24 protein-coding genes are annotated in these 24,470 nt (G+C 60.3%); 19 read left to right on the top strand and 5 right to left on the bottom strand.

Annotated features, from left to right (window positions below):
* Window positions 1-65: 65 nt before the first annotated feature.
* The 7 genes from BS629_RS36530 to BS629_RS36500 all read left to right on the top strand — a co-directional run bounded on the left by BS629_RS36530 (window position 66) and on the right by BS629_RS36500 (window position 6,568).
* Window positions 66-998, top strand: a complete 933-nt coding sequence (locus BS629_RS36530; RefSeq protein ID WP_018245837.1) for a glycine betaine ABC transporter substrate-binding protein — start codon at window positions 66-68, stop codon at window positions 996-998.
* A 119-nt stretch (window positions 999-1,117) separates the two neighbouring features.
* Window positions 1,118-2,122: an ornithine cyclodeaminase family protein gene (locus BS629_RS36525; protein WP_026188710.1), complete on the top strand. Its 1,005-nt coding sequence runs from the start codon at window positions 1,118-1,120 to the stop codon at window positions 2,120-2,122.
* A 5-nt stretch (window positions 2,123-2,127) separates the two neighbouring features.
* Window positions 2,128-2,946: a phosphate/phosphite/phosphonate ABC transporter substrate-binding protein gene (locus BS629_RS36520; RefSeq protein ID WP_018245835.1), complete on the top strand. Its 819-nt coding sequence runs from the start codon at window positions 2,128-2,130 to the stop codon at window positions 2,944-2,946.
* Between the two features lie 37 nt (window positions 2,947-2,983).
* Window positions 2,984-3,616: an ABC transporter permease gene (locus tag BS629_RS36515; RefSeq protein WP_018245834.1), complete on the top strand. Its 633-nt coding sequence runs from the start codon at window positions 2,984-2,986 to the stop codon at window positions 3,614-3,616.
* Window positions 3,613-4,248: an ABC transporter permease gene (locus tag BS629_RS36510; protein WP_018245833.1), complete on the top strand. Its 636-nt coding sequence runs from the start codon at window positions 3,613-3,615 to the stop codon at window positions 4,246-4,248. The genes BS629_RS36515 and BS629_RS36510 overlap by 4 nt, the downstream gene beginning before the upstream one ends.
* 22 nt (window positions 4,249-4,270) lie before the next feature.
* Window positions 4,271-5,212, top strand: a complete 942-nt coding sequence (locus tag BS629_RS36505) for an ABC transporter ATP-binding protein (protein ID WP_018245832.1) — start codon at window positions 4,271-4,273, stop codon at window positions 5,210-5,212.
* 240 nt (window positions 5,213-5,452) lie between these two features.
* The gene (locus tag BS629_RS36500) at window positions 5,453-6,568 is read left to right on the top strand and encodes a hypothetical protein (protein WP_018245830.1); all 1,116 of its coding nucleotides are present in this window, start codon (window positions 5,453-5,455) and stop codon (window positions 6,566-6,568) included.
* Window positions 6,569-6,871: 303 nt separating this feature from the next.
* Here the strand turns inward: BS629_RS36500 and BS629_RS36495 are convergent, their stop codons facing one another.
* Complete coding sequence (locus tag BS629_RS36495) at window positions 6,872-7,312, bottom strand: RbsD/FucU family protein (RefSeq protein WP_018245829.1); 441 nt, start codon at window positions 7,310-7,312, stop codon at window positions 6,872-6,874.
* Window positions 7,313-7,666: 354 nt separating this feature from the next.
* Here BS629_RS36495 and BS629_RS36490 point away from each other — a divergent pair, with 354 nt between their 5' ends.
* The 12 genes from BS629_RS36490 to BS629_RS36435 all read left to right on the top strand — a co-directional run bounded on the left by BS629_RS36490 (window position 7,667) and on the right by BS629_RS36435 (window position 20,751).
* Window positions 7,667-8,728 (top strand): ABC transporter ATP-binding protein, encoded by a 1,062-nt coding sequence (locus BS629_RS36490; protein WP_018245828.1) that lies wholly within the window; start codon window positions 7,667-7,669, stop codon window positions 8,726-8,728.
* Between the two features lie 76 nt (window positions 8,729-8,804).
* A complete protein-coding gene (locus tag BS629_RS36485) occupies window positions 8,805-10,466 on the top strand; it encodes an ABC transporter substrate-binding protein (RefSeq protein WP_018245827.1) in 1,662 nt (553 codons plus the stop codon).
* A gap of 111 nt (window positions 10,467-10,577) precedes the next feature.
* On the top strand, window positions 10,578-11,687 hold the full coding sequence (locus BS629_RS36480; RefSeq protein WP_018516602.1) for a carbohydrate ABC transporter permease: 1,110 nt from the start codon (window positions 10,578-10,580) through the stop codon (window positions 11,685-11,687).
* 10 nt (window positions 11,688-11,697) lie between these two features.
* Window positions 11,698-12,621: a carbohydrate ABC transporter permease gene (locus BS629_RS36475; protein ID WP_077988802.1), complete on the top strand. Its 924-nt coding sequence runs from the start codon at window positions 11,698-11,700 to the stop codon at window positions 12,619-12,621.
* A gap of 22 nt (window positions 12,622-12,643) precedes the next feature.
* Window positions 12,644-13,099 carry an RbsD/FucU family protein gene (locus tag BS629_RS36470; RefSeq protein WP_018245824.1) on the top strand — a complete coding sequence of 152 codons (456 nt, stop codon included), beginning with the start codon at window positions 12,644-12,646 and terminating at the stop codon, window positions 13,097-13,099.
* A 10-nt stretch (window positions 13,100-13,109) separates the two neighbouring features.
* The gene (gene rbsK / locus BS629_RS36465; protein WP_018245823.1) at window positions 13,110-14,030 is read left to right on the top strand and encodes a ribokinase; all 921 of its coding nucleotides are present in this window, start codon (window positions 13,110-13,112) and stop codon (window positions 14,028-14,030) included.
* A gap of 249 nt (window positions 14,031-14,279) precedes the next feature.
* Window positions 14,280-15,251 (top strand): sugar phosphate isomerase/epimerase family protein, encoded by a 972-nt coding sequence (locus tag BS629_RS36460; protein WP_018245822.1) that lies wholly within the window; start codon window positions 14,280-14,282, stop codon window positions 15,249-15,251.
* Window positions 15,252-15,344: 93 nt separating this feature from the next.
* Window positions 15,345-16,409, top strand: coding sequence for a sugar ABC transporter substrate-binding protein (locus BS629_RS36455; RefSeq protein ID WP_018245821.1), 1,065 nt, complete (start codon window positions 15,345-15,347; stop codon window positions 16,407-16,409).
* Window positions 16,410-16,470: 61 nt separating this feature from the next.
* Entirely contained in the window at window positions 16,471-17,997 is a 1,527-nt protein-coding gene (locus BS629_RS36450; protein WP_018245820.1) for a sugar ABC transporter ATP-binding protein, read from the top strand.
* 17 nt (window positions 17,998-18,014) lie between these two features.
* The gene (locus tag BS629_RS36445) at window positions 18,015-18,992 is read left to right on the top strand and encodes an ABC transporter permease (RefSeq protein WP_018245819.1); all 978 of its coding nucleotides are present in this window, start codon (window positions 18,015-18,017) and stop codon (window positions 18,990-18,992) included.
* Window positions 18,989-19,864, top strand: coding sequence for a MurR/RpiR family transcriptional regulator (locus BS629_RS36440; RefSeq protein ID WP_018245818.1), 876 nt, complete (start codon window positions 18,989-18,991; stop codon window positions 19,862-19,864). The genes BS629_RS36445 and BS629_RS36440 overlap by 4 nt, the downstream gene beginning before the upstream one ends.
* Complete coding sequence (locus BS629_RS36435; RefSeq protein WP_018245817.1) at window positions 19,861-20,751, top strand: ribokinase; 891 nt, start codon at window positions 19,861-19,863, stop codon at window positions 20,749-20,751. The genes BS629_RS36440 and BS629_RS36435 overlap by 4 nt, the downstream gene beginning before the upstream one ends.
* A gap of 85 nt (window positions 20,752-20,836) precedes the next feature.
* On the opposite strand, the gene BS629_RS36430 is transcribed toward BS629_RS36435, so the two are convergent.
* From BS629_RS36430 to BS629_RS36415, 4 genes are read right to left on the bottom strand one after another with little or no spacing between them, the layout of a single operon-like run.
* On the bottom strand, window positions 20,837-21,580 hold the full coding sequence (locus tag BS629_RS36430; protein ID WP_018245816.1) for an ABC transporter ATP-binding protein: 744 nt from the start codon (window positions 21,578-21,580) through the stop codon (window positions 20,837-20,839).
* Window positions 21,577-22,431, bottom strand: a complete 855-nt coding sequence (locus BS629_RS36425) for an ABC transporter ATP-binding protein (protein ID WP_018245815.1) — start codon at window positions 22,429-22,431, stop codon at window positions 21,577-21,579. Before BS629_RS36425 ends, BS629_RS36430 begins: the two co-directional genes overlap by 4 nt.
* On the bottom strand, window positions 22,428-23,363 hold the full coding sequence (locus BS629_RS36420) for an ABC transporter permease (protein WP_018245814.1): 936 nt from the start codon (window positions 23,361-23,363) through the stop codon (window positions 22,428-22,430). The genes BS629_RS36425 and BS629_RS36420 overlap by 4 nt, the downstream gene beginning before the upstream one ends.
* 4 nt (window positions 23,364-23,367) lie before the next feature.
* Complete coding sequence (locus BS629_RS36415; protein WP_018245813.1) at window positions 23,368-24,465, bottom strand: ABC transporter permease; 1,098 nt, start codon at window positions 24,463-24,465, stop codon at window positions 23,368-23,370.
* Window positions 24,466-24,470: the final 5 nt, after the last annotated feature.

Here is a 24,470-nt window from a genome sequence, read left to right as displayed (position 1 = left end):
GTTCGCCACTGCCCCGGCAAGAAGGGCAGGGCACTGACCGGTCATGCCGGCGGTCATTCTGGGGAATGCCGTCGGTTCGTTCATTGAAAAGTCAACAAGAGGGAATGGTTATGAAAAATTGGACAAAAGGCATCTTTGCAGCCGGCATCATGGCAGCCGCCATGTTCCAGCCTGCATCCGCAGAGACCATCAAGGTCGGCAGCAAGAATTTCACCGAGCAGTTTATCCTCGCCGAAATGTACGCCGCCGTTTTGGAAAATGCCGGCATCACCGTCGAGCGCAAGATCAATCTCGGCGGCACGCTGATTGCTCACCAGGCATTGGTGGCCGGCGAGATCGATCTCTATCCGGAATATACTGGCACAGCGCTCGCTTCTGTCGTCAAGGGTGAGATGTCGACCGATGCCGACAAGGTCTACACTGAGGTCAAGGATTTCTACGCCAAGCAGTTCAACCTCACATGGCTGAAGCCGAGCGGCATCAACAACGGCTACGTCATCGTTGTCCGGCAGGAAACGGCGCAGGCCAGCAATCTGAAGAGCCTGTCGGATCTCGCCAAGGTTTCCAAGACCCTGGTCTTCGGCGGCGGTGCTGAATTTCCCGACCGCGCCGATGGCCTGCCCGGCCTGAAGCGCGTCTACGATGCCGAGTTCAAGGAGTTCAAGCAGTTTGCCAAGCTTGGTCTTCGTTATGATGCACTGGACCAAAAGGACATCGACGTCGCCAACGGTGCAGCGACCGACTGGCAGATCGGCTCGAAGAACCTCGTGCCGCTGGCAGACGACAAGGGTCTGTTTCCGCCCTACTACGTGGCCCCCGTTATCCGCCAGGACGTGCTGAAGGCCAATCCGAAAGTTGCCGAACTGCTGGAAGCGGTCGGCACCCATCTCGACAACGAGAAAATGCGGGTCCTCAATGCCAAGGTCGAGACCGACCACGAGGAAGCCAAGGACGTGGCGGTCGATTTCCTCAAGGAAAACGGCCTGCTGCCGAAATGATTGTCATGCCCCGCGGCCGGATATCGATCCGGCCGCGACCTGGCGTGGCGATCCTTTCACGGTGTCTGTTCGAAAGTCCGTCCGCTCAGCAGCCGGACAGGAATGTGGAGAAGCGGGAAATGCAGGAAATCTGGATCGATTATCTCAATGCCCTTGATGCCAAGGCGCTGGCGTTGACGAATGACGAGGTTCTCGATGCAGTGTCGAAGGCGCTGGATGCGCAGGGCAGGGGCGAAACCGTCATCGAGCCGCGCGTCCATCTTGTGCCAGAGAGCTCCGACAAAGGCCATTTCAACGTGCTTCGCGGCTATGTCAAAGCGCTGAACTATGCCGGCGTCAAAGTTGTCGGTGACTTCGTCGACAACTATAAGGTCGATCTGCCCTCGGAGCTTGCGGTCCTCAACCTGTTCGACCCGAACACCGGCGTGCCGAAGGCCATCATCGACGCAACTGCTATCACCGACATGCGCACCGGGGCCGTCACCGCTCTTGGCGCAAAATATCTCGCCCGCAAGGACAGCAAGATTCTCGGTCATATCGGTGCGCGCGGAACCTCTTACTGGAATGTCCGGCTTCTCGACCATCTCTTCGACTTCGAGGAAATCCGCGTGCATTCGCGCCGGCCGGAAAGTCGCGATGCCTTCGCAAAGCGTCTTGAGGCGGATCTCGGCAAGAAGATCGTTGTCACCGACAATTGGCAGGATTGCCTCAAGGGCGCCGACATCATGGTCGAGGCCAGCCGCCTGCCGGAACCAGCGCCGCTGTTCAAGACCGAATGGGTGAAGAAGGGGGCCTTCGTCGTGCCCTATGGCACGATGAGCGCGCTTGAATTCGATCTCACCGATATCATGGACAAGGTCGTCGTCGACGATTGGGGACAATGCGGCCCCGGCAAACCTTTCGGGGCGCTTCGCCGTCACGTCGACGAGGGCAAGGTGACGGCCGAGAACTTGCATGCCGAAATCGGCCAGATCGTCTGCGGCATGAAGCCCGGCCGCGAAAGTGATGAGGAGACGATCCTGTTTTGGCATCGCGGCCTCAGCACGACCGACGTGGCGCTCGGCGCCGCCATGGTCGACAAGGCAAAAGAGATGAACATCGGCCAGCGGCTTCGGTTCGCATAGTCGCCATGGTGATGTCCAAGCCGATCGCCTGTTCGAGAATGTATAATCTCAGCCCGCGCATTCGCGGCCTGTGGGACGCGCTGTTTGCGCTGGTCAGCTCGCAGTCCAGCATAGAACTCGAGATCATCGCTCATGCAGCACCAGCCCCCCTGTCGGAATTATGGGCGAGGCCGGACATGGGCGCGGTCTTCATGTGCGGCTATCCGTTTTCGCGCATGCGCGAGGCTGCGCGACCGACGATGCTTGCCGCACCCGTCTCGAGCGAGGCATGGTCTTTGGACCAGCCGCTCTATGCCAGCCACATTCTCATCGCCTCCACCGGGCCAGTCAACGCGGTGGCCGATCTCGCTGCGGCACGCTGGGGCTGGACCGTGCGCGATTCTCAATCGGGCTACCACGCGGCGCGCTCCTTCCTTGCCGGCCAGTTTGCCGGGAAAATGAAGCAGAGCATGACGGTCGGACCGCTGCTCAACCCTTCAGGCATCGTCGCCGCCCTCAAGGATGGCAGGATCGATGCGGGCGCGATCGACGCTTACGCCTTCCAATTGTTGTCGATGCACGAACCCGACGCGATCGATGGTCTTCGTATTCTGGCGACGACCGAGCCGCTTCCCGCGCCGCTATTGGTTGCCGCGCAGACATTGCCTGTGGACATCACCACAGCGTTAAAGCAAAGCCTCGTGGCATTGCATGAAACGCCTGAGGGAGCGGCGGTTTTGGAACGGCTCGGCCTCAGGCGATTTTCGGCGGTCACTCCGTCCGCCTACGATATTCTGCCGCAGAGAGCCGACGACGCCGATCGCAGATTGGGGATCCCATGGTAGACAGGCGAATGAGCGCCCGGACGCGGAGGTCTCGGCGATGAAATGGGTCCCTAAACATCTCGACCGGCTATTCGAAGCGCTGTTGGAGCACCTGTATCTCGTTTTTTCATCGGTCGGCATTGCCCTGGTGATCTCGCTGATCGTCGGGATATGGGCGGCAAGGCGACCGCGAAGTTTTGCGGCCATCGTCATCTTCACCGGTATCCTGTTCGCCGTGCCCAGCCTGGCGCTGTTTGCGCTTCTCATTCCCATCATGGGTATCGGGGCGGCGCCCGCTATAACAGGTCTTGCCGCCTATTCGCTGATGATCCTGATCCGCAATATCGGCATGGGATTTCAGGCTATTCCGCGTGACATACTCGAAGCTGCCGACGGCATGGGCTACGGCACGGCGCGGCGGATCTGGGAAGTCGAGCTGCCGCTGGCGATGCCCTATATTGTCGGCGGCATCCGCATTGCCGTGGTAACAGTGATCGGCATCGCGACCGTTGCCGCCTATATCAATGCCGGCGGGCTCGGCGTCATCATTTTCGAAGGCATCGACCAGCGGTTTCCTGAAAAGATCATCGCAGGCGGGCTGCTGACGTCATTTCTGGCGCTCTTTGCCGACTACTGTTTTGCGTCGTTCGAAAAGCTGCTGCGCCGCCGCAGTGGAGGTAAAGCGGCATGATCGTGATCGATGCATTCAGCTGGATCTTCGACAACTCCGGCACCTTCTTCAACGCTTTCAATCGCCATCTTCTGATGTGCGTCCTGTCGCTCGGCATCGCTTTTGTCATTGCCGTGCCGCTCGGATTTGCCGTCGCACGGGCACCCCGCGCCGCCTTTGCAGTGGTCAATATCGCCGGCGCCTTGCGCTCCATACCGAGCCTTGCGATCCTGTCGGCGACGATGCCTTTCCTCGGCATCGGATTGTTGCCGTCGGTGATCGCCCTCATCGTCCTTGCCGTGCCGCCGCTGCTGTTGAACACGATCATCGGCATTCGCGAGATCGACGCCTCGGTGATCGATGCGGCCGATGGAATGGGGATGAGCGCCGGGCAGATGCTGTGGGAGATCGAACTTCCTCTGGCCGTTCCCGCGATTCTGTCAGGCGTCAGGACGAGTGCCGTCCAGGTGATCGGCGGGGCGGCACTCGCCTCCTTTATCGGCGGCGGCGGACTTGGCGATTTCATCAATGCCGGCATTGCGATCATGAACATGCCGCGCCTTCTCGTCGGAGCGGTCCCGATAGCCCTGCTCGCAATCTTTGCGGAATTGGCGTTCGGCGCCCTGGAGCGCGTCTTCACTCAACGGCGCTAAGCGGCCGAAAGCGGATATCAGGATGATTCATCTCGATCATGTTACGAAGAATTACGACGGAAGCGGCCAGCATGCGGTCGACAATCTCGATCTCCTGATCGAGACCGGTACGACGGTTGCCCTGATCGGTCCTTCGGGCTGCGGCAAGACCACGACCATGCGCATGATCAATCAGTTGGAGACCCCCACGACGGGACGTGTGCTGGTCGACGGCAGGGATATCGCCCGGGTCGATCAGAAGGAGCTGCGCCGCAGCATCGGTTATGTCATCCAGCAGGTTGGTCTGTTTCCGCATATGTCGATCGCACGCAATGTTGCGACCGTCCCGCGGCTTCTCGGCTGGGAAAAGGCGCGCAGCGATCGCCGGGTCGACGAACTCCTGGATCTCGTCGGTCTTGATCCGGCCATCATGCGGCAGCGTCTTCCGCACGAATTGTCGGGCGGGCAGCGTCAGCGCGTCGGTTTCGCCCGCGCTCTCGCCGCCGATCCGGCGATCATGCTGATGGACGAACCGTTCGGCGCGATTGATCCGATCACCCGCGTCCGGCTTCAGGACGAATTCCGCGATATTCTCAGGAAGGTGAAGAAGACCGTCGTCATCGTCACGCATGACCTCGATGAGGCAATCAAGATGGGCGATCGTATCGCGATCATGCGGGATGGCCGCCTCCTTCAATATGATAGCCCGCAGGAGATCCTTGCGCGTCCCGTCAATGAATTCGTCGAGAGTTTCCTCGGCCCTGACCGAGCCATAAAAAGGCTGAGCTTGATTGCCGTATCGACGATCATGACCACGCCGGAACCGTCCAACGGCGATGCCGAGATCGCCGCTGACGCCACGGTTCACGACGCCTTGGCGCTCATCCTCTCCGGTGAGATGCCGGGCCTGCATGTCCGAGCCGCCGATGGCACGCTTGCGGGATATCTGTCGCGGGACACTTTGTTGCGCGCCAATCGGCTGTAGGGCAATTCCGGTAAAAGTGCGCAGCGGTTTTGCTCGACGCGGAACAAGACCACCGGCCCTTGCCGAAGAGATCACCATGCCAATGCTACCCACGCGTGCTGAAAGGGATTGCCGATCGCCTGTCTCAGGCTGTAGATGAGTTTCGCACAATGGGATTGTGCAAGCAGCCGGAATGACGTCAACTCCGCTCGTTCGTTATCGGTCACTGTCTGAAGCTTTCCCAGCGCACTGCGCTGCCACATGAGGGGACCTACGCCATTGTCTTCGCTTGTTCTTCCTAGTCGCCCGCTCTCGTTGGCGCGCAACGTCATCTCCACCCCGAATGCTTACTTCTGGTCAACGCCCATCATCCTGGCACTGGCTGTCTTTCTATTCGTCTCGGAAGCACCAGGCGTAATCCGCGATTTCCAGATCAGCCAGAACCCTTTGACGCTGGAAAATGGCGACGTGCAAAACGGGCGATGCACGACACGCAAGGCAGTCTTTACCGATTGCGAGGCACGCCTTGTCTACAGCTACGGCGGACGAGACTACGACACCGAAGTCGAGGTCATGTTCGTCGATTTCCATACTGGCGACTACGAAACCGGTCTTGTGATATCAGCCGATCATCCGGAACTTGCGACGATGAGCTTGGGTCTGGACATGCTCTGGAACCGGATCATCACGCTCACCGTGTTCGCGCTACTGTTTGGCGGCATGGGCCTGGGGATGATTTTTCTCGCTATCCGCATCTGGTGGGTCAAGGGCCAATTGCTTCGGCCTGCCATGCTGACCCCCGTTCCGGTCGAGGTCACCGCATTCGACCGCAGACGCGGCGTCCTTTCCATCACCTACAATGACAAGATTGCCAACGACAAAACGGGGCGATCGGCTTACACGCGCATGAAGAATGGAGAAGAGCCTCTGATCGTCGGGGAAGCCAATGGCAAAGCGATCGGACTGGCTGTCAGGCACGGCAATACTGCCCTGCCAGTGCTTCTGGACGATCGTCTGCAGCGCGTGAAGCTTACCGATGATGAGCGCAACGCGGCTCTTGCACCTTTCGCGCATCAGCAAGAAAGCGATCGGAGTGTGCCGGTTTTGATCGAAGACCCCAAGCAGGCGGGGGTATCGATCTGGAGGCGATTGCAGGTTTTCTTCGGTATGTTGCTTCTGATCCTCGTCGGTGTGGTCGGCTTCTGGCTTTGGTACGTCACGACCTCCACGACACCATTCCAATCGCCTGGCATGGACATCAACAATCTTATGCCGGCGCCGTTAAACGAGTGGGGATGCGGGCAGCTCAAGAAGCGGTTTGGTCAGGATCGCGCGCCTCTTGGTTGCGTCGCCGACGATTACACGAGCTGGAAATAGCAAGACGGTCCGCGCTGTTTGACCGAGCCTTCACGATCGGCGGTAGACCAGGGCGGGCCGTTTTGCGGTGAAAGCTTTCGGCGTTTCTGCGTCCAAATCAGTCCTGAACACATGTGAGGCCGTCAAAGCGACCGCTCGCTCAACGGCCGCTCGCTCAACGGCCGGTCGCTCTGGCGTCGTCTCCACGAAGCGCTTCACGGCTCTAATTCATTCAGTCCTGGTCTGCGACGACGCAGGCAGGCAGCCGAAGCCGTACCGGTCGCCGAAAACGCAAGCGTCTCGGACCAATTTCGCAGTCAAAGATTAGATGACACCTTTGCTGAAAATGAAGCACCCATAGGGCCCTGGGTCGGAGGTTCTGACGATCGCGAAGGATTTTTTCGCTGCTTCGTAAAATGCGAAACGCTCCAATGCCTCCATCCGAACAGGGCGATCTTCAGCGCGATCGATGACTTTTTGTATCGTCGCGAAAATCGGCATTTGCCCGCTGGCGTCGCCAACAACTTGCATCCTTTTCACCGGCGCATCGATGAACGTGTCCAGTGGGAAGAGCGTCAGAATAGCTTCAGCGACACGCTCCAAGCCGCAGCCGGAAACGTCGATGAGATGGCCGTAGGTTGTATGCCGGGCTATGGTCTGGGCAGGGTGGTTGACGTCGCACAAGACCAGTTGGTCCCCGTGCCCCATCAGCATCAAAGCATGCATCAGCTCGGCGTTTAAGACTGGATCGATTCCCCTCAGCATGTTGTGCCTCCCTGTCCAAAGGTCTAATCTTTACAGATTATGCAAATTCCGTAATGTTTGGAAATGGGTTCAGCCTCAAATGCTTCGTTTATATTTTTGGACAAAAGCACCGCACATATCCGATGATGCTTATGGTTAGTCAAGTCGTCGCGAGAACGAAAACGAGAAATATCTGAGAATTCTGCAATGGATTACTTTACAACGGTAATTCCATGTGTGAAGTTATCGGTGCGAATGACGTCCTCCCAGGATAGGGGCGGCGGGTGCAGCTGAGCGCTCTACCTGCCGCCGCTTTGCAGGAAGGTCGATCAAACGTCGCGAGGAGTGCGCGACGCCGTTGGAGGAGGATCATATTTGGCATCGATGAATATCGTCAATGTCGGTAAGGCCTATGGAAGCCTGACGGTGATCCATGGCGTTTCCGTCGAAATCCCCGACGGCGAGTTCGTCGTTCTGGTGGGGCCGTCGGGTTGCGGAAAATCGACGCTGCTGCGCATGGTCGCCGGCCTCGAACCGATAACCTTCGGTGACATCCGGATCGACGGCAAGGTGGTCAACGACCTGCCGCCGAAGGACCGCGATATCGCCATGGTATTTCAGAGCTATGCGCTCTATCCGCACAAGACGGTGGCGCAGAATATGGGCTTCGCGCTGAAGATGCGCGGTGAGACGAAGGCCGATATCGAGGGGCGGGTGCGCAAGGCGGCCGAGATCCTTGATCTGGTGCCGTATCTTGCCCGCTATCCCCGCCAGCTTTCTGGAGGCCAGCGTCAGCGCGTGGCGATGGGAAGGGCGATCGTGCGCGATCCCAAGGTATTCCTGTTTGACGAGCCACTCTCTAACCTTGATGCCAAGCTGCGCGTGCAGATGCGCGCCGAGATCAAGGAGTTGCAGCGCCGGCTGGCAACGACGATGATCTACGTGACGCATGATCAGGTGGAGGCCATGACCATGGCCGACCGAATCGTGGTGCTGCGCGACGGACGTGTCGAGCAAATCGGTTCGCCGCTGACGCTTTACGATACGCCTGCCAACACCTTCGTCGCCGGTTTCATCGGTTCGCCGTCGATGAACCTGATCAAGGGCCACATCCGCTCTGCCGCCGAGCCGTTCTTCGAGACGGATGAGGGTATTCGGCTGCCGCTCCACCGCGCGCCTGCGGGCTCGGACGGGCGGCCAGCCTTTTACGGCATTCGGCCCGAGCACTTCACGCTTGGCGGCTCGGTCAGCGCACATGTGACGGTCGTTGAATCGACCGGATCGGAAACGCAGGTCTTTGCAAAGCTTGGGCAACAGAAGATCATCGGCGTCTTTCGCGACCGCGTCGAGGAGCCCTCGGACCATGTGATCGCGATGACGCCGAACGCCGCCCTCGTCCATCTGTTTGACGGAGAGAGCGGACTGAGGCTTATCTGAGAGTTCTTGCTGCCGCTTCGAGGAGGAAGCGCCGGCAGCCACAACCGTGGCGGTTTATCAACGGGAGGAGACCCATATGAAAGTCAGTGATTTCGAGAGAATGATGGCGATCGGCCTGAGCCGGCGCGCCATCCTGAAGACCAGTGCAAGCCTCGGTGCGGTCGCAGCCGGAAGCGCCATGCTCGGTCCATTCGGAACGGCCTTTGCGCAGGATGCATCCTTGCGCAGCCAGATCTTGCAGGTGCCGGGTGTCGGCAAAGGCTCGCCGACGGATGCCGACTGGCAGAAAGTTGGCGAAATGTGCCTGGAAGCGACGAAGAAGAGCGTCAAACAGGGCGAGTTCGCCGGCGTCGAACTATCTTTCATGGGCCTGAATAACCAGAACCTGCATAACGTTCTGTTCCGCGGCTTCCTCAAGCCTTGGGAGGATTATACCGGCGCCAAGATCACCTGGATCGACCTTGCGCAGGCTGACTACAATCCACGCCTGCAGCAGGCGATCGCAACGGGTACGGTCGATTTCGACCTGCTCGAGATGGGCGCGCCGTTCGAGGGTGATGTCTGCGGCAAGGGGCTGGCGTCGGAGATGCCGGACTGGGTCAAGACCCAGATCGACATGGACGACTATGTCGACTACCTCAAGGCGCCGGTTGGCACCTGGGACGGCAAGACCTACCGCGTCTCGGTCGATGGCGATTGCCACAACTTCAACTACCGCACCGACTACTTCGCCGATGCCGACCTGGCGAAGGCCTGGAAGGACGAAGGCCACGAGGGCGAGTGGGGCGTTCCGAAGACCTGGCAGAAGGTTCAGGAGGTCACCAAATTCCTCAAGGGCAAGACCATCGGCGGCATGGAAGCGGTCGGCTATCTCGACGCACCCAAGGCTTGGGGCGGTTTCGGCTTCTACTTCCTCGGCAGCCGCGCCACGGCCTATGCCAAGCATCCCGATGACAAGGCCTGGTTGTTCGACACCGACACGATGAAGCCGCGCATCAACAACCCGGCATGGGTCCGGGCGATTCAGGACGTCATCGACGCCCTGCCATCGGAAGCGGGCGATCAGCTCAATGCCGATCCGGGCACGACAGCTTTCCAGCAATTTCTGGCCGGCACCGGTTCCATGGTCTCCTGGTGGGGAGACGTGGGTGCAAGCGCGCGCACCAGCGACAGCTCGGTCGTTGGCGACACCATCGGCTTCGACATCCTTCCGGGATCGGACGATGTCTATAATTCGAAGACCGGCCAGTGGGAAAAGCTTGCCAGCGGCCCGAACCACGCGCCAAACATGGCCTATCTGGGCTGGGGCGTCTATGTGATGGCCCGGGTCGACAGCGACGAGAAAAAGAAGAAAGCGGCCTGGAGTGCTGCAGCCCATCTCGGCGGCAAGGATCTGGCACTCTGGACGGCGGCCTATCCGTCCGGCTTCCAGTGCTATCGCAAGAGCCAGTTCGACATCAAGGAATGGGTGTCGGCAGGTTATGACGAAGCCTTTATCTCAGGCTATCTCGCTTCGCAGTCGAATTCCTACAACCATCCGAACGCCGCTATCGAGCCGCGTATTCCGGGCATCTTCCAATATTACAGCGTCGCGGAAGACGAACTGGCCAAGGTTTTCGCCGGACAGGTAACCGCACAGGCCGGCGCCGATGCGATCGCTGCCGCCTGGGAGAAGATCACCGATCAGCTCGGCCGCGACAAGCAGCTTGCGCTCTACAAGGCCTCGCTCGGGGCCTGATATACGACGGACATCTTCGGATGTCTCGTCCATGATCTCAGGCGGCACAAAGTCGTGCCGCCTGAACCGTTGCCCGGTTCCGCACGCCTTTCTGCCTCAAGGGTCTTGCCTATGTCGCATACGATTACCCCAGCCGTCAGCCCTGTGGAGGGCGCGACGGTCCAGCGCGCCGCCGCCAGGCGCGGTCGGCTGCTGCTCTTCGCTGCGACCATCTTGTTGTTCGCCGTCCTCATTCTCCAGATCCTCGATGCGAGCGGGGTCACGGCGCTCGGCCTCGTCAGCTGGCGACCGCTGCTGTTTGCCTATATCGTCTGGGCGGTGGCACTGTGTGCGAGCCAGGTGATGATCCGCGGTGAGGCGGGGCAGCGCGCGGTTTTCGTGCTTCCTGCCGTGCTCTTCACCGTCGCCATGGTGGTTTTCCCGACCGTCTTCGGGCTTTATATCGCTTTCACGGATTGGAACCTGAGCGCGGCGGCCGGCCGACGCTTCAACGGGCTCGACAATCTACGCACTTTGTTCGCGGACCGGTATTTCTGGAACGCGCTGCTGAACATGGTCTATTATGTTCTTTCGGTCCTCGTTCAATATGTCATTGCCTTCGGGCTGGCGCTGCTGCTCAACGCCGAGATCAAGGCGCGCAAATTCTTCCGTGTTGCCTTTCTCCTGCCGCTGATGCTGAGCCCGGTAGCTGTCAGCTGGATGATTGGAAAATCACTCATGGAATACCGGTTCGGCCCGGCGGCGACCCTTGCGCGCCATCTTGGCTGGGACAATCCGGCATTCTTCTCGACGCCGTGGCTCGCGCGAACCTCGATCATGGCCATGGATGCCTGGGTGTCGATCCCGTTCATGATGATCCTGCTGCTCGCCGGCCTTCAGGCGCTTCCTTCCGAAATCAAGGAGGCGGCGAAAGTGGATGGAGCGTCAGGCTGGCAGAGTTTCAAGGAGATCACCTTTCCGCTGATGCTTCCGGTCAGCATGACAGTGATCATCCTGCGCATCATCTTCCAGCTGAAGCTCGCCGATATCGTCATCAACGTCACCGCTGGCGGACCGGGCGGGGCGACGGATACCGTGTCGAGCTTCATCTTCCGCGAATATCGTGACCGTTCCAATGTCGGCTACGGCACCATGCTTGCGGAATTCTATCTCGTCATCATCATCATCTTCGTCGCGCTCATCCTGAAAGGGGCGAGCCGATGGATGCAACGTGAAAATTGAGGCGAAGCCCATGGCGATCATCGCTGAAACATCCGATAGGCCGGGGAGCCTCTGGTCGCGGCGCCCGCAATTCCTGACCAACAGCCTGCTGATCTATGCGGCTCTGGTCTTCTGGGCCTTCATCTCGCTCTTTCCGATCTACTGGACGATCACGACCTCGTTCAAGACAGCGGTCAACGTGACGCAGGGGCATCTGATCCCGTTCGTGGACTTTACGCCGGACTGGAAGGGCTGGCGCTCGCTCGGCCTCTCGCCGGATACGATCTTGGCGCCATCGACTGTGCGCGATGAGTTCATCCGTCGCTTTCTCAACAGCATCGTGGCGTCAGCGGGGGCGTCGTTCCTGGCGGTGCTCATCGGATCGCTGGCGGCCTATGGGCTCAGCCGGTTCTCCTATAAATTCCTTTGGATGGCGAACAAGGACATTTCCTTCTTCTTCCTGTCGCAGTTGATCCTGCCGCCGGTCGTGCTCGCTATGCCGTTCCTGGTTCTCTACAAGCACCTGATGCTGCTCGATACGCTGATCGGCCTCATTCTTATCTACACGCTGATGGTGCTGCCGATCGTGATATGGATTATGCGCGACCAGTTCGACACCATCCCGGTCGAGCTGGAAGAGGCGGCACTGGTTGACGGCTGCTCGATCTGGGGCGCTTTCCTACGGATCGTCCTGCCGATCGCACTGCCCGGCATGGTGGCAGCTTTCATCCTTTCGGTCATTCTTTGCTGGAACGAATATTTCTTTGCGGCACTGCTGACGAGTTCGAATGCAAAAACGCTGCCGGTGATGGTGGCAAGCCAGACGGGGTCGCAGGGGATTAACTGGTGGTCAATGGCCGCCATCGCCACGGCGGCGATCATGCCGCTGGTGCTCGTCGGCATTTTCCTGGAGCGCTACATTGTGAAGGGCCTGACGGCAGGCGCCGTTAAATAGAGGCACGAGGAGGACATTTCTAATGCTCAAAAATCTTGACCCGGCGCTCAATGCAGACGTGCTGCACGCCTTGCGCTCCATGGGGCATGGGGACACGCTTGTTGTGTCCGATACCAATTTCCCGAGCGACAGTGTGGCCCGCCAGACGGTGATCGGTAGGCCGCTCAGCATGGCCAATCTCTCGGCACCGCAGGCGATCCGTGCGATCCTCTCTGTGCTGCCACTCGACACACCGCTCCAGAATTCCGCCGGCCGCATGGAAGTCATGGGTGCGCCGGGGGAGATGCCGGCGGTGCAAAGCGAGGTGCAGGCGGAGATCGACCGGGCGGAAGGCAAACCTTCGCCCATGTACGGCATCGAGCGCTTCGCCTTCTACGATCTCGCCAAGAAGGCCTATTGTGTAATCTCGACCGGCGAGACGCGGTTCTATGGCTGCTTCCTGTTCACCAAGGGCGTCATCGCACCTGCAGGCGTGTGAGGTGTCAGCCATGAGAACCGGAATTTCCATTCTCGGCATTTTTGTCGCCGACACCGCCTATCTCGCGCCGCGCATGCCGGCCCTGGGCGAAACCATCGCCGGCAGCGGCTTTTCTGTTGGCCCTGGCGGCAAGGGATCCAATCAGGCGGTGGCTGCCGCGCGTGCCGGAGCTGACGTGTCCTTCATTTCGAAGATTGGTCGCGACACATTCGGCGATCTGGCGCTCAAGACCTATGAGCAGGCCGGCGTGACGGCGAAGCTGATCGTCATGGACGACAAGCCGACAGGGGCCGCTTTCATCTATGTCAACGACCGCACCGGCGACAACGCTATCATCGTCTATGCCGGGGCAGCCGGCACGATCGGCATCGAGGATGTCGAGGGAGCGCGCGAGACGATCGAGCAATCCGCAGTGTTCATCACCCAACTGGAACAGCCTGCACCCGCGGCCCATCGGGCGCTTGATATTGCAAGGAAGGCCGGTGTCACCACGATTTTCAACCCCGCACCCGCGGGCGCCTTTCCAGCGGAGATCTACCGGCTCTGCGACTATATCATCCCGAACGAGACAGAAGCCGCGGCCCTGGTCGGCTTTCCGATCGAAACGCTGGACGATGCGAAACGCGCAGCTGACGTGTTTTTGGCGCAGGGAGTGGGTGCGGCGGTCATCACGCTCGGCGCCCGCGGCGTGTTGTTTCACAATGCCGGGCAGTCGGCTCATGTGCCAGCCGTCTCCTGCGGCCCGGTCATCGATACGACCGGCGCCGGCGATGCCTTCGTCGGCGGCTTTGCAGCAGCACTTGCGCGAGGCGCGCCGCCGCTCGATGCTGTCCGCTTCGGCTGCGCCACTGCCGGCATCGCCGTGACGAGACGCGGGACGGCCCCTGCCATGCCCTCGCTTGCCGAGATCGAGGCCGTAATGGCCGGCTGACGCCGACATCCTGCCGTACAGGCGACCCATTTGGGGCCCTTTCGAATTCCATCCAGCCAAGGCTGTCAATACCGGCGGCGGGTTTCCGCACGCCGGTGCTTTGGCGAGGGAGGCAAGGGCGGAAGCAGATATCTCCGACGCGGCCCACAACGAATTGACGCATTGCACAACACTTATAACTTTACAAATCTAAATTATTCTGTGAAGTAGTGTGCATAGCGACTGAAGTGAGCCAAAGCCGTGACCCAATTGAAATTCGCCACCCGCCTTAATTCTTTTGCCTCGAAGCCAACGGCCGAATGGCCGGAGCTTTCCGGCAAGCCGACCGTCCTGCAAATGGCGACGCGCGCTGCCAAGGTCGATGGTCTAACCGATCTCGATCTCAATTATCCTGACCATGTGGCCGACGATCCGGCCGTCCTGGCGCGTCAGATCGGTGATCTCGGCCTAGCCATCAACGGCTTCGCCATGCGCTATTATACCAATCCGGCCTTCAAAATCGGCGCTTTCACCAACCCCGATCCGGCAGTTCGCCGCGAAGCGATCGATCTCACCAAGAAGGGCATCGACTCGGCCCGCGCCGCCGGCAGCAAGCTGATGACGATCTGGCTTGGACAGGATGGTTTCGATTATGCCTTTCAGGCGGACTACCATACGCTTTGGCAACACGAAATAGACGGAATTCGTGAAGTTTGCATGCATGATCCCGACTGCGAGATCAGCATCGAATACAAGCCGAACGAGCCACGCTCCTACAGCCTGATGCCCGACTGCGCGACCACGCTCCTGGCGATCAAGGATGTCGATATGCCCAATCTCGGCGTCACGCTGGACTTTGCCCATGTGCTCTATGCCGACGAGCAGCCGGCATTTGCCGCAGCTCTCATTGCCCGCTACAGCCGCGTTCTGGGTGTTCATCTCAATGACGGCTATGCCAAACGCGACGACGGTCTGATGGTCGGCGCGGTGCATACCCAGCAGACGATCGAGCTGCTACGCCAGATCCGCAAGGACGGTTATGACGGCGCGATCTATTTCGACACGTTCCCCGATATGACCGGTCTCGATCCGGTCCACGAATGCGAGGTGAACATCCAGACCGTCAAGCGGATGCTGACGGTGGTGGATCGCCTCGAGCAGGACAATCGTCTCTCCGGGGCGATTGACCGACAGGATGCAGTCTCTGCGCAGGCGGTTGTCCAGGAACTCATGCTCGGCTGAACTGCCTGACCGTCAACATACCCTGAATTTCTACGACCCTTGAACCCAAGGCATGCCGGAGGCGTGCCGATCGACCCTATCCGGGAGGAACCGATGACGACCTTTTTGAAGACGACCCTTGCTGCCGGCATTGCCGCCAGCCTCCTGTTCGGCGCGGCCGTCGCGCAGGAACTCGCGCCCCTCAATTCCGATACCGAAAAGGACCGCATGGACTGGTCGCAGCTCGAAGCCAAGCTTGGCGCGCTGCCCAAGCTGCCCGAAGGCACGAAGGCCGGTGCCGTTTCCAAGACACTGACGAACGAATACTGGCGCTCGCTGGGCGAAGGCTACGCGGCCTTCGGCAAGAAGGTCAACGTTCCCGTCATTTATCAGGCTGCCCAGAGCGAGGGTGACCAGCTCGGCCAGCTGACCATCGCCGAGGGCATGATCACGCAGGGCTATAACGTCTTGCTCGTCTCTCCGCAGACGGACGCCAACCTGCAGCCGGTCATCGAGCAGGCCAAGGCGGCCAATATTCCGGTCGTCAACGTCAACGATGCCGTCATTCCGCAGGCCGAGCATTACGTCGGTAACGTCCAGCGCGACAACGGCGTGCGCGTGGCCAAATGGTTCATCGAGCATCGTCCCGAGGGCGGTAAGGTCGCCATCATTGAAGGTCAGGCCGGCGTCTATGCGGCGGTGCAACGCACCGACGGTTTCAAATCGACAATCAGCGAAGGCGGCAAGTTCGAAGTCGTCGCCAGCGTTCCGGGAAATTGGGATCGTCAGACGTCCTACGATGCTGCGACCAACATCCTTAACCAGCATCCCGACCTGGTCGGCTTCTATGCCAACAATGACGGCATGGCCCTCGGCATCGTCGAGGCCGTGAAAGCCGCAGGCCTCCAGGGCAAGGTCGCTGTTTTCGGCACCGACGGCATCTCTGACGCCTACGCTTCGATCAAGGCCGGCGAACTGACCGGCACGGTCGACAGCTTCCCGGTCCTGACCGGCGAAGTGGCGCTCGAGGCCGCGCTGCGCCTGGTTGCCGGCCAGAAGCTGCCACGCGTGGTGGCGACCCCGCAGGCCCTCATCACCGCCGACAATCTCAGCCGCTACCAGGGTGCGGGCGTCGATGTCCGGGCGGTGCTGATGGAAGATGCCAAGGCAGCCAAGTAGCGAAGGTCAAAGATGCCGGCCGTCAAGGCCGGCATCCCGATGTGTTGAAGGAGGTGGAGTGATGGTGCCGCGACTGAGATTCGAGACGATCTCCAAGAGCTTCCCCGGGGTGAACGCCCTGGCCGACGTGTCGTTCGATGTTGCAGCCGGCGAGATCCACGGACTTCTAGGCGAAAACGGCGCCGGCAAATCCACACTTCTGCGAATCCTCTCCGGCGTGTTCCGCCCGACCTCCGGAACGGTCTTTGTCGATGGTCAGGCCCTGATCCTCAAAAGGCCGATAGATGCCCGCAGTGTGGGCGTCGCCATGATTCACCAGGAATTGCAGCAGGTGCCGCATTTGAGCGTCGCCCAGAACATGTTTCTCGGTCATCCGCTGACCCGCCTGGGTGGTCTTTTCGTCTCCCGCCGTGAGCAGGAGAGCCGCGCGGCGCAAGCCCTCTCGCTGATCGACAGGACTATTGATCCTTCAGCGCCGATCTCCTCCCTCAAGGTCGCGCAACGCCAGATCGTCGAGATCGGTCGCGCGCTGCTCGACAAGGCGAAGGTCATCGCCATGGACGAGCCGACGTCGAGCCTGACGCCGAGCGAGTTCGACCGTCTGGCAGAGGTGATCGCCAGCCTTTCGGCGAGTGGGGTCTCGATCATCTATGTCTCCCACAAGATGGACGAGGTCTTCCGCATCTGCCAGCGCGCCAGCGTCATGCGCGACGGCAAGCTCGTCGGCATGGTCGATCTCAAGAGTGCCTCGGAAAAGGACGTGATCGCGATGATGGTCGGTCGCGAGCTGATGCAAGAGGAACACAATTCCTTCGTCACCGATACGGTCAAGCTCGAGGCCAAGAAGCTGTCATCCGCAACGAAGATCCGCGATGTGTCGTTCACGCTGCACAAGGGTGAAGTGCTTGGCATTGCCGGGCTCGTGGGCTCCGGTCGCACGGAACTGCTGCGGCTTCTGGCCGGCGCTGACCGCCTGAGCGACGGGTCGATCGCCATCGACGGCAAGGTCGTGCGCTTCGCCTCCCCGCGCGATGCGATCGCCGCCGGCATCGGTCTCGTGCCGGAAGAACGCAAGCGGGAAGGGATCATTCCCTTACGTCCAGTCAGTACCAACATTGCGCTCGCTTCGCTTTCCAGCTTTTCGTCGGGCGGCATGATCAGCACGGGCAAGCTCCGTGCGGCCGCACAAGATTTGTTGAAGCGCGTCAATCTGCGGCCGTTTCAACTGGATCGCCCCATTCGCCTTTTCAGCGGCGGCAATCAGCAGAAGGCGATTATTGCCCGTTGGCTAGCGGCCAAGTCGCAGATCTTGCTGTTCGACGAGCCCACCCGAGGTATCGATGTCGGCGCCAAGTCCGAGATCTATCATCTGATCGAGGATCTTGCCCGCGAAGGCCATTCGATCATCGTCGTCTCCTCGGAACTGCCGGAGGTTATCCGGCTTTCGGACCGCGTGCTGGTGATGCGGGAAGGTTCGATCGCTGCGGACATTCCACGCGACCAGCTGAGCGAAAGCGCGATCGTCGCGCATGCCATTCCCGGGGCCAACCCCGGCGCCACCGTCGCCCGCACTGCGAGCTCCGCGTGAACCAGACAGGACATCCAATGACCAGTTCTTCGACTGCATCCGTTAAGCCCGCACCGGTCTTTCGCCGCTTCTCGTTTTCGCTCCGCGATGCCGGAACCCTGATCGGGCTCATTATCATCATGGCCGTGTTTGCCGCGCTCGTTCCTGGCTTCGTCTCCGAACGAAACCTCATCAATATCCTCCAGCAGTCGAGCATCAATGCGTGCCTTGCGCTCGGCATGACGCTGGTGATCATCTCGGGCGGCATCGATTTATCCGTTGGTCCGACGGCCGCAATCTCCGCCGTCATCACCGCGACCCTTCTTCTGACCGGCACGCCGATACCGCTGGCGATCTTCACCGGTCTCGGCGTCGGCGTCGTCTGCGGCTTCATCAATGGCGCGCTCGTCGCCTATGTCGGCCTGCAGCCGTTCATCGTCACGCTCGGCACGCTCAGCACCTACCGGGCCATCGCGCTCATTTATACCGGCGGCAATCCTGTTCTCGGCATTCCCACGGGCTTCCGCTCACTCTTCAACGGCAATCTCTTCGGCATTCCGACGCCAGTCATTATCGTCGCTGTCGTTGCGATTGCCGCCTGGATCCTGCTCAAGAAGACACCGATCGGCGAATATCTGATGGCGGTCGGTGGCAATGAAGAGGCAGCCTATGTGGCCGGCGTTCCGATTGCGCGCACCAAGATCACGGCCTATGTCATTTCCGGGGGGCTGGCAGCACTCGCTTCGCTGATCCTGATCGGGCGTCTCGGGGCTGCCGAGCCTATCCTCGGCAACCTATGGGAACTTGACGCGATTGCGGCTGCGGCCATCGGCGGCGCTTCGCTGATGGGTGGCAAGGGAAGCATTCTCGGCACGATCCTCGGCGCCATCATCCTTGGTGCGATGCGTAACGGTTTGACGCTGATGAACGTTCAAGCCTTCTATCAACTGCTCGCCACCGGCCTTATAATCCTCGTCGCCATGATGATCGATCGCGCGACAAGGGGACGGGGATGAACGCTGAAAGCTTCGACATGAAGGCCGTCGGGCCACGCATCCGCATGATGATGCCGCTCTTGACGCCGCTCGAAGCAAAGGTCGTCGATACCGTTTTCGCCATGCGCGATTTCAGTGACGAGACGTCGCTCAAGCAGATCGCCGAGAACGCCGGCGTTTCCGAAGCCATGGTGGTCAAGATCACCAAGAAGCTCGGCTTCTCCGGTTTCCGTGACTTCCGCTCCGCCGTCAGCCAGTATAACCGCCAGCCAACGGCAGAGATGCATCAGGAACTGTCCGTGGAGGATACGTCGCTTGAAATCGTCCAAAAAGTGTTTCGCACCTCGATCCACGCCCTTGAGGAAACGCTTGCCATTCTCGATATGGAAGCATTCGACAGGGCCGCGGATCTAATCCACCAGGCGAGAAACCGCGACTTTTACGGTGTCGGCGGCTCGGCGCAGATCGCACGGGATGTGGCGCACAAGTTTCTTCGTATCGGCGTGCGCGCCAGCGTCTTCGACGATTCCCACATGATGCTGATGTCGGCCTCGTTGCTGGTGGATGGCGATATCGCCATTGGCTTTTCCCATTCGGGCAACACGATCGCTGTGATCGAGGCAATCCAGCTCGCGCGCAGGAACGGCGCGCGCACCATTGCAATCACCAACTACGATTCCTCGGCTCTCGCCCAGTCCGCAGACGTGGTTCTGTGTTCCACCGCACAAGGTTCACCGCTGATGGGGGAAAATGCCGCAGCGCGCATCGCCCAGCTCAACATCCTTGATGCCATCTTCGTTGCCGTCGCCCAGCGTGACTATCAGGCAGCCGAACGCAATCTTGAACGCACTATGTCCGCCGTCACGTCCAAACGAAAAGATCGCCTCCCATGACATTTTCGCCTGTTGTCACCGTCTTCGGCAGCCTTCACTACGATATCGCCGTCTTTGGACCGGCCCGGCCCCGAAAGGGCGAGACAGTGACGGGGACATCCTGGCATCCGAAAAGCGGCGGCAAGGGCGGCAATCAGGCGGTTTCGGCTGCCCGCACCGGGGTCGCCACCTTCATGATCGGGGCGGTTGCTGGTGATGACTTCGGGGATTTTCTTATCGCAAATCTCGCTCGCAAAAATGTCGATCATACATTCGTCCGACGTGATGCATCGCAGTCAACCGGCATGAGTGTCGCGACTTTCGATGCCGAAGGCGACTATGGTGCGGTTATCGTGTCGGGAAGCAACCTGACGCTTGGCGACCACGATGTCTCGGCAGCTCGAGATCTGCTCAGCAGAACAACAATTCTCGTCCTGCAAAACGAGATTCCCGATGCCGCCAACGTTGCGGCGGCAAAGGCCGTGAAGCAGGCAGGCGGGCGCGTGCTGATCAATGCAGCCCCGGCACGCATTCTGTCGAACGATCTGCAACACCTGATCGACATCATCGTCGTCAATGCCATCGAAGCCGAAATGCTGGCAGGCGTTCCCGTTGTTGAAACGCTTGACGGCGCTCTGGAGGCGGCGAGGAAGCTTGTGAAGATCTTCCCCGAAGTGGTGGTGACCGCCGGGGGATCGGGTGTCGCCTACGCAAATCGCAGCGGAGAAGAGATCGCCGTTGCAGCAGTCAAGGTTGAGGTTGAGAGCACGCATGGGGCCGGAGACGAGTTCATCGGCGTCCTTGCTGCGGAAATCGCATCCGGGAAGACGATGAACGCCGCGCTTCAGAAGGCAAATATCGAGGCTGCACGACTGGTTAGTACGCCTGAAGAAAATCGTCTGAGATGAAGTCTGCCATATCTAAATGCGTCTGAGCCAATGACACGCGGCCGGCGTTGCAAGCTTTAATCTTTTCAACAAAGGCCGAGAACAGCTACGCCTTTCCATACATCCTGCTCGCGCGCAGCAGGCGTTGCGAATAGGGGTGTTCGACCGCACCTTTTCGCAAGGCGCCGACATCGACCTGTTCGACGATCTCGCCCGCTTCCATGATGGCGACGCGGCTGCACATGTGCGAGACGACGGCGAGATCATGGCTGACGAGCAGATAGGTCAGACCGCGATTGGTGCGCAGATCCTGGAGGAGATTGAGGATTTCGGCCTGAACGGACACGTCGAGCGCCGATGTCGGTTCGTCGAGAAGCAGAACGTCCGGATCCAGCATCAGCGCACGGGCGATCGCCACGCGCTGCCGCTGGCCCCCAGACAGCTGGTGCGGAAATCTGTAGCTCAGCGCCGGGTCGAGGCCAACCGATCTCAGGACCGCGTTCATGTCGACCGAATTCGTATCCAGCCCCTGGTTGCGCAGCGGTTCTTTCAGCTGCGAGCGGATGGTCTTGCGGGGATGGAGGGATCCGTAGGGATCCTGGAACACCATCTGCACCCGGCGGAAGAAAGGCCGGCTGCGCTGCTGATTTAACGTCTCGCCGTGGAGCTCGATCCGGCCGTCATAGTTGGCGTTGAGGCCGGAAAGCGCCCTCAGGACAGTGGACTTCCCGCAGCCGGACTCGCCGACCAGGCCGAAAGCAGTTCCCCTTTCGATGGCGAAGCTTACGTCTCGGACGACAGGCCGCTGCCCAGGCCCGAAACGGACCGTAAGATTGTCGATTTTAATCACCGCGACGGCTCCAATGCGAATTCTTCAAGCCAGGCCGGATCTCGTTTCAGGATCGGCAGCCGGGCAGGCGGATCTTCGATCGTCGGCAAGGATGCCAGCAACCCTTGCGTATAAGGGTGTCGGGCCTTGTCGAGATCGCGCGCCTCGAGCACTTCCACGACCCGCCCTGCATACATGATGAGAACGCGATCGCAGAAGTTCCTGATGAGATTGAGATCGTGACTGATGAAGATCAGCCCGAGATTGCGGCGCAAGACGAGCTCGTCGAGCAGGGCGAGAATTTCGAGCCTCACCGTCACATCGAGCGCTGACGTCGGTTCGTCGGCGATCAGCACTTCGGGTTCGGCAATCAGCATCATGGCGATCATCGCCCGCTGGCCCATCCCGCCCGAGATTTCGTGCGGATAAAGGCGGGCCACACGCTCCGGATCGCGGATCTGAACGGCCTCGAGCATATCGAGTGCCTGCTGCCAGGTCTTTGCCCTGCTCGTCCTCGGATGATGGAAGCGGTAGGTCTCGGCAATCTGTTCGCCGATCCGCATGACGGGATTGAGCGAATATTTCGGGTCCTGCAGGATCAGGCCGATCCGCCGGCCCCTGATCGTCATCATCGTTTTTTCGGTCGCCTTGAGCAGATCCACGTCGCGAAAGCGCATCCGCTCGGCATTGACGATCGCGGTCGGTGGCAGCAGCTTCATGATCGCGCGGCCGACGGTCGACTTTCCCGAGCCGGATTCACCGACGATCCCGAGCTTTTCCTGTCCAAGCGAAAAGCTGACGCCGCGCACGGCCCGCACCTGTCCGCCGCCGAAGGCGATTTCGAGGTTCTGGATATCGATCAAGTCCGTCATTCTGAACCTCGGGGATCGAGAACATCGCGAAGCGCATCGCCGACGAGGTTGAAGGCGAGGCTGACGAGTGCGATGGCAATGCCGGGTGCTGCGATGACCCAGGGGCTGTCGAGCATGAATTCACGTCCGCTGGCGGCCATCGAACCCCATTCCGGCCACGGTGGCTGCGCGCCAAGGCCGAGGAAACCGAGGCCGGCGGCAGTGATGATGATGCCGGCCATGTTGAGGGTGACGCGGACGATCACCGAGGGAATGCACATCGGCAGGATGTGGCGCGTGATGATCGCGATTGATGTCGCGCCCTGCAGGCGTACGGCGGCGATATAGTCCGCCTTGCGCAGGCTGAGCGTCTCGGCGCGGGCAAGACGCGCGATCGGCGGCCAGGCCGTCAATGAAATTGCGATGATCGCATTGGTGATGCCTGGACCGAGCGCTGCGGCAAAACCAAGCGCGAGGACGAGCCCGGGAAAGGAGAGGAAAATGTCGGTGACGCGCATCAGTACTTCATCGACGATGCCGCCGAAATAGCCTGAGACGGTGCCGATCAGCAGGCCGAGCGGTGCGACGATGACCGTGACGAGCATGATGATGTAGAGCGTGGTGCGGGCGCCATAGATCACCCGGGAAAAGACGTCGCGGCCAAAATTGTCGGTGCCGAGCCAATGGCTGGCGGATGGCGGCGCAAGCCGCCCGGCCATATCCTGAACGATCGGATCATAGCTCGTCAGCAGGGGGGCGGCCAGCGCCACGACGATCAGCACTACGATGATGGCTAGCCCGGCCAGTCCTAGCGGGTGCAGGCTGAATTTCCGCCAGCCCTGATGAATTTGCTGCGCCGATGACTGGAACCACCCTCGAGGCTCCGGTGCCAGCAGCCAGTTGCGAAGGCCGCCAGTGTTAACGCTGTCTGCGTGCTCAGAAGAGATCGTCATGGCGTCACCGTGTCCTCGGATCAAGAATGCGATAAAGGAAATCCGACAGGATGTTGATCGTCAGGAAGACGGCGCCAATCGTCAGGACGGAACCCATGACCACGTTCATGTCGTTCATCTGCAGCCCCCGGGTCAGGTACTGGCCGAGCCCCGGCCACCCGAAGACGGTCTCGATCAGCACCGCCCCCTCGAGCAGCCCGCCGAAGGTCAGCGCCATGATCGTCAAAAGCTGCACCCGGATGTTCTTGAATGCATGGCGCCAGACCACCTTGCGGGTGCCGAGCCCCTTTGCCCGCGCCGTGATGATGTATTCCTGGCTCAGTTGCTCCAGCATGAAGCTTCGCGACATACGGCTGATATAGGCGACGGAATAATAGCCGAGGATCGCTGCCGGCAGGATGATGTGGCCAAGGGCGTTGTGAAACACGTCCCATTGCTGCTCTATCGCCGCGTCGATCAGAAGAAAGCCGGTCACCGGCGTGACGAGACCCTCGTAGAAGACATCGATCCGGCCCGATGCGCCGACGAGCTTGAGCTTTGCATAGAAGATGAAGAGCGCCATCAACCCGGTCCAGAAGATCGGGATGGAATGGCCGGCAAGGGCGATGATGCGGGCAACGTGATCGATGATCGTTCCGCGCCTGACGGCAGCCGTGATCCCAAGCGGAACGCCGATGATCGCCCCGATGATCATGGCGATGACCGCCAATTCGATGGTGGCGGGAAAAATCGTCAGGAGATCGGTGAGGATCGGCTGGCCGGTCGTCGCCGATGTGCCGAGATCGCCTGTCGCAATCTTCCCGACATAGGCGAGGAACTGCATCCAGACAGGTTGCCCGAGCCCCAGCTCATTATAGACGCGATCATAAACCTCCTTGCTGACCTCCGCCCCGGTGATGGCAAGCACCGGGTCGGCAGGCAGCAGGCGACCCATCGAAAAGGTCAGGAAGAGCAGGCCGAGCAGCGTCGTCACGACCGCGACGGCGCGCCCTGCCAGGCGCCGCAACAGGCTCATTAGAGGGTGCGGGGCCGCATCGGCGAACCCGCCCTCCGTAGAACGAAGGCTGTTTTCTCGCTTCGATGTCAGATCGGCGCTCGCCACGGCGT

It is taken from the genome of Rhizobium leguminosarum bv. viciae USDA 2370 (assembly GCF_002008365.1).
GTDB classification, from domain to species: Bacteria; Pseudomonadota; Alphaproteobacteria; order Rhizobiales; family Rhizobiaceae; genus Rhizobium; species Rhizobium leguminosarum.
Note: the sequence above shows the minus strand (reverse complement) of the source record. Positions and strands in the feature narration are given on the sequence as shown.

What these genes read in the sequence shown, in the direction of transcription:
- BS629_RS36485 (WP_018245827.1), top strand. Translation starts at nt 8,805, where the DNA reads ATGAAAGTCAGTGATTTCGAGAGAATGATGGCGATCGGCCTGAGCCGG.
- BS629_RS36455 (WP_018245821.1), top strand. Translation starts at nt 15,345, where the DNA reads ATGACGACCTTTTTGAAGACGACCCTTGCTGCCGGCATTGCCGCCAGC.
- BS629_RS36515 (WP_018245834.1), top strand. Translation starts at nt 2,984, where the DNA reads ATGAAATGGGTCCCTAAACATCTCGACCGGCTATTCGAAGCGCTGTTG.
- BS629_RS36525 (WP_026188710.1), top strand. Translation starts at nt 1,118, where the DNA reads ATGCAGGAAATCTGGATCGATTATCTCAATGCCCTTGATGCCAAGGCG.
- BS629_RS36530 (WP_018245837.1), top strand. Translation starts at nt 66, where the DNA reads ATGCCGTCGGTTCGTTCATTGAAAAGTCAACAAGAGGGAATGGTTATG.
- BS629_RS36445 (WP_018245819.1), top strand. Translation starts at nt 18,015, where the DNA reads ATGACCAGTTCTTCGACTGCATCCGTTAAGCCCGCACCGGTCTTTCGC.
- BS629_RS36505 (WP_018245832.1), top strand. Translation starts at nt 4,271, where the DNA reads ATGATTCATCTCGATCATGTTACGAAGAATTACGACGGAAGCGGCCAG.
- BS629_RS36435 (WP_018245817.1), top strand. Translation starts at nt 19,861, where the DNA reads ATGACATTTTCGCCTGTTGTCACCGTCTTCGGCAGCCTTCACTACGAT.
- BS629_RS36510 (WP_018245833.1), top strand. Translation starts at nt 3,613, where the DNA reads ATGATCGTGATCGATGCATTCAGCTGGATCTTCGACAACTCCGGCACC.
- BS629_RS36520 (WP_018245835.1), top strand. Translation starts at nt 2,128, where the DNA reads ATGGTGATGTCCAAGCCGATCGCCTGTTCGAGAATGTATAATCTCAGC.
- BS629_RS36470 (WP_018245824.1), top strand. Translation starts at nt 12,644, where the DNA reads ATGCTCAAAAATCTTGACCCGGCGCTCAATGCAGACGTGCTGCACGCC.
- BS629_RS36475 (WP_077988802.1), top strand. Translation starts at nt 11,698, where the DNA reads ATGGCGATCATCGCTGAAACATCCGATAGGCCGGGGAGCCTCTGGTCG.
- BS629_RS36495 (WP_018245829.1), bottom strand. Translation starts at nt 7,312, where the DNA reads ATGCTGAGGGGAATCGATCCAGTCTTAAACGCCGAGCTGATGCATGCT.
- BS629_RS36425 (WP_018245815.1), bottom strand. Translation starts at nt 22,431, where the DNA reads ATGACGGACTTGATCGATATCCAGAACCTCGAAATCGCCTTCGGCGGC.
- BS629_RS36420 (WP_018245814.1), bottom strand. Translation starts at nt 23,363, where the DNA reads ATGACGATCTCTTCTGAGCACGCAGACAGCGTTAACACTGGCGGCCTT.
- BS629_RS36440 (WP_018245818.1), top strand. Translation starts at nt 18,989, where the DNA reads ATGAACGCTGAAAGCTTCGACATGAAGGCCGTCGGGCCACGCATCCGC.
- BS629_RS36500 (WP_018245830.1), top strand. Translation starts at nt 5,453, where the DNA reads ATGAGGGGACCTACGCCATTGTCTTCGCTTGTTCTTCCTAGTCGCCCG.
- BS629_RS36450 (WP_018245820.1), top strand. Translation starts at nt 16,471, where the DNA reads ATGGTGCCGCGACTGAGATTCGAGACGATCTCCAAGAGCTTCCCCGGG.
- rbsK (WP_018245823.1), top strand. Translation starts at nt 13,110, where the DNA reads ATGAGAACCGGAATTTCCATTCTCGGCATTTTTGTCGCCGACACCGCC.
- BS629_RS36480 (WP_018516602.1), top strand. Translation starts at nt 10,578, where the DNA reads ATGTCGCATACGATTACCCCAGCCGTCAGCCCTGTGGAGGGCGCGACG.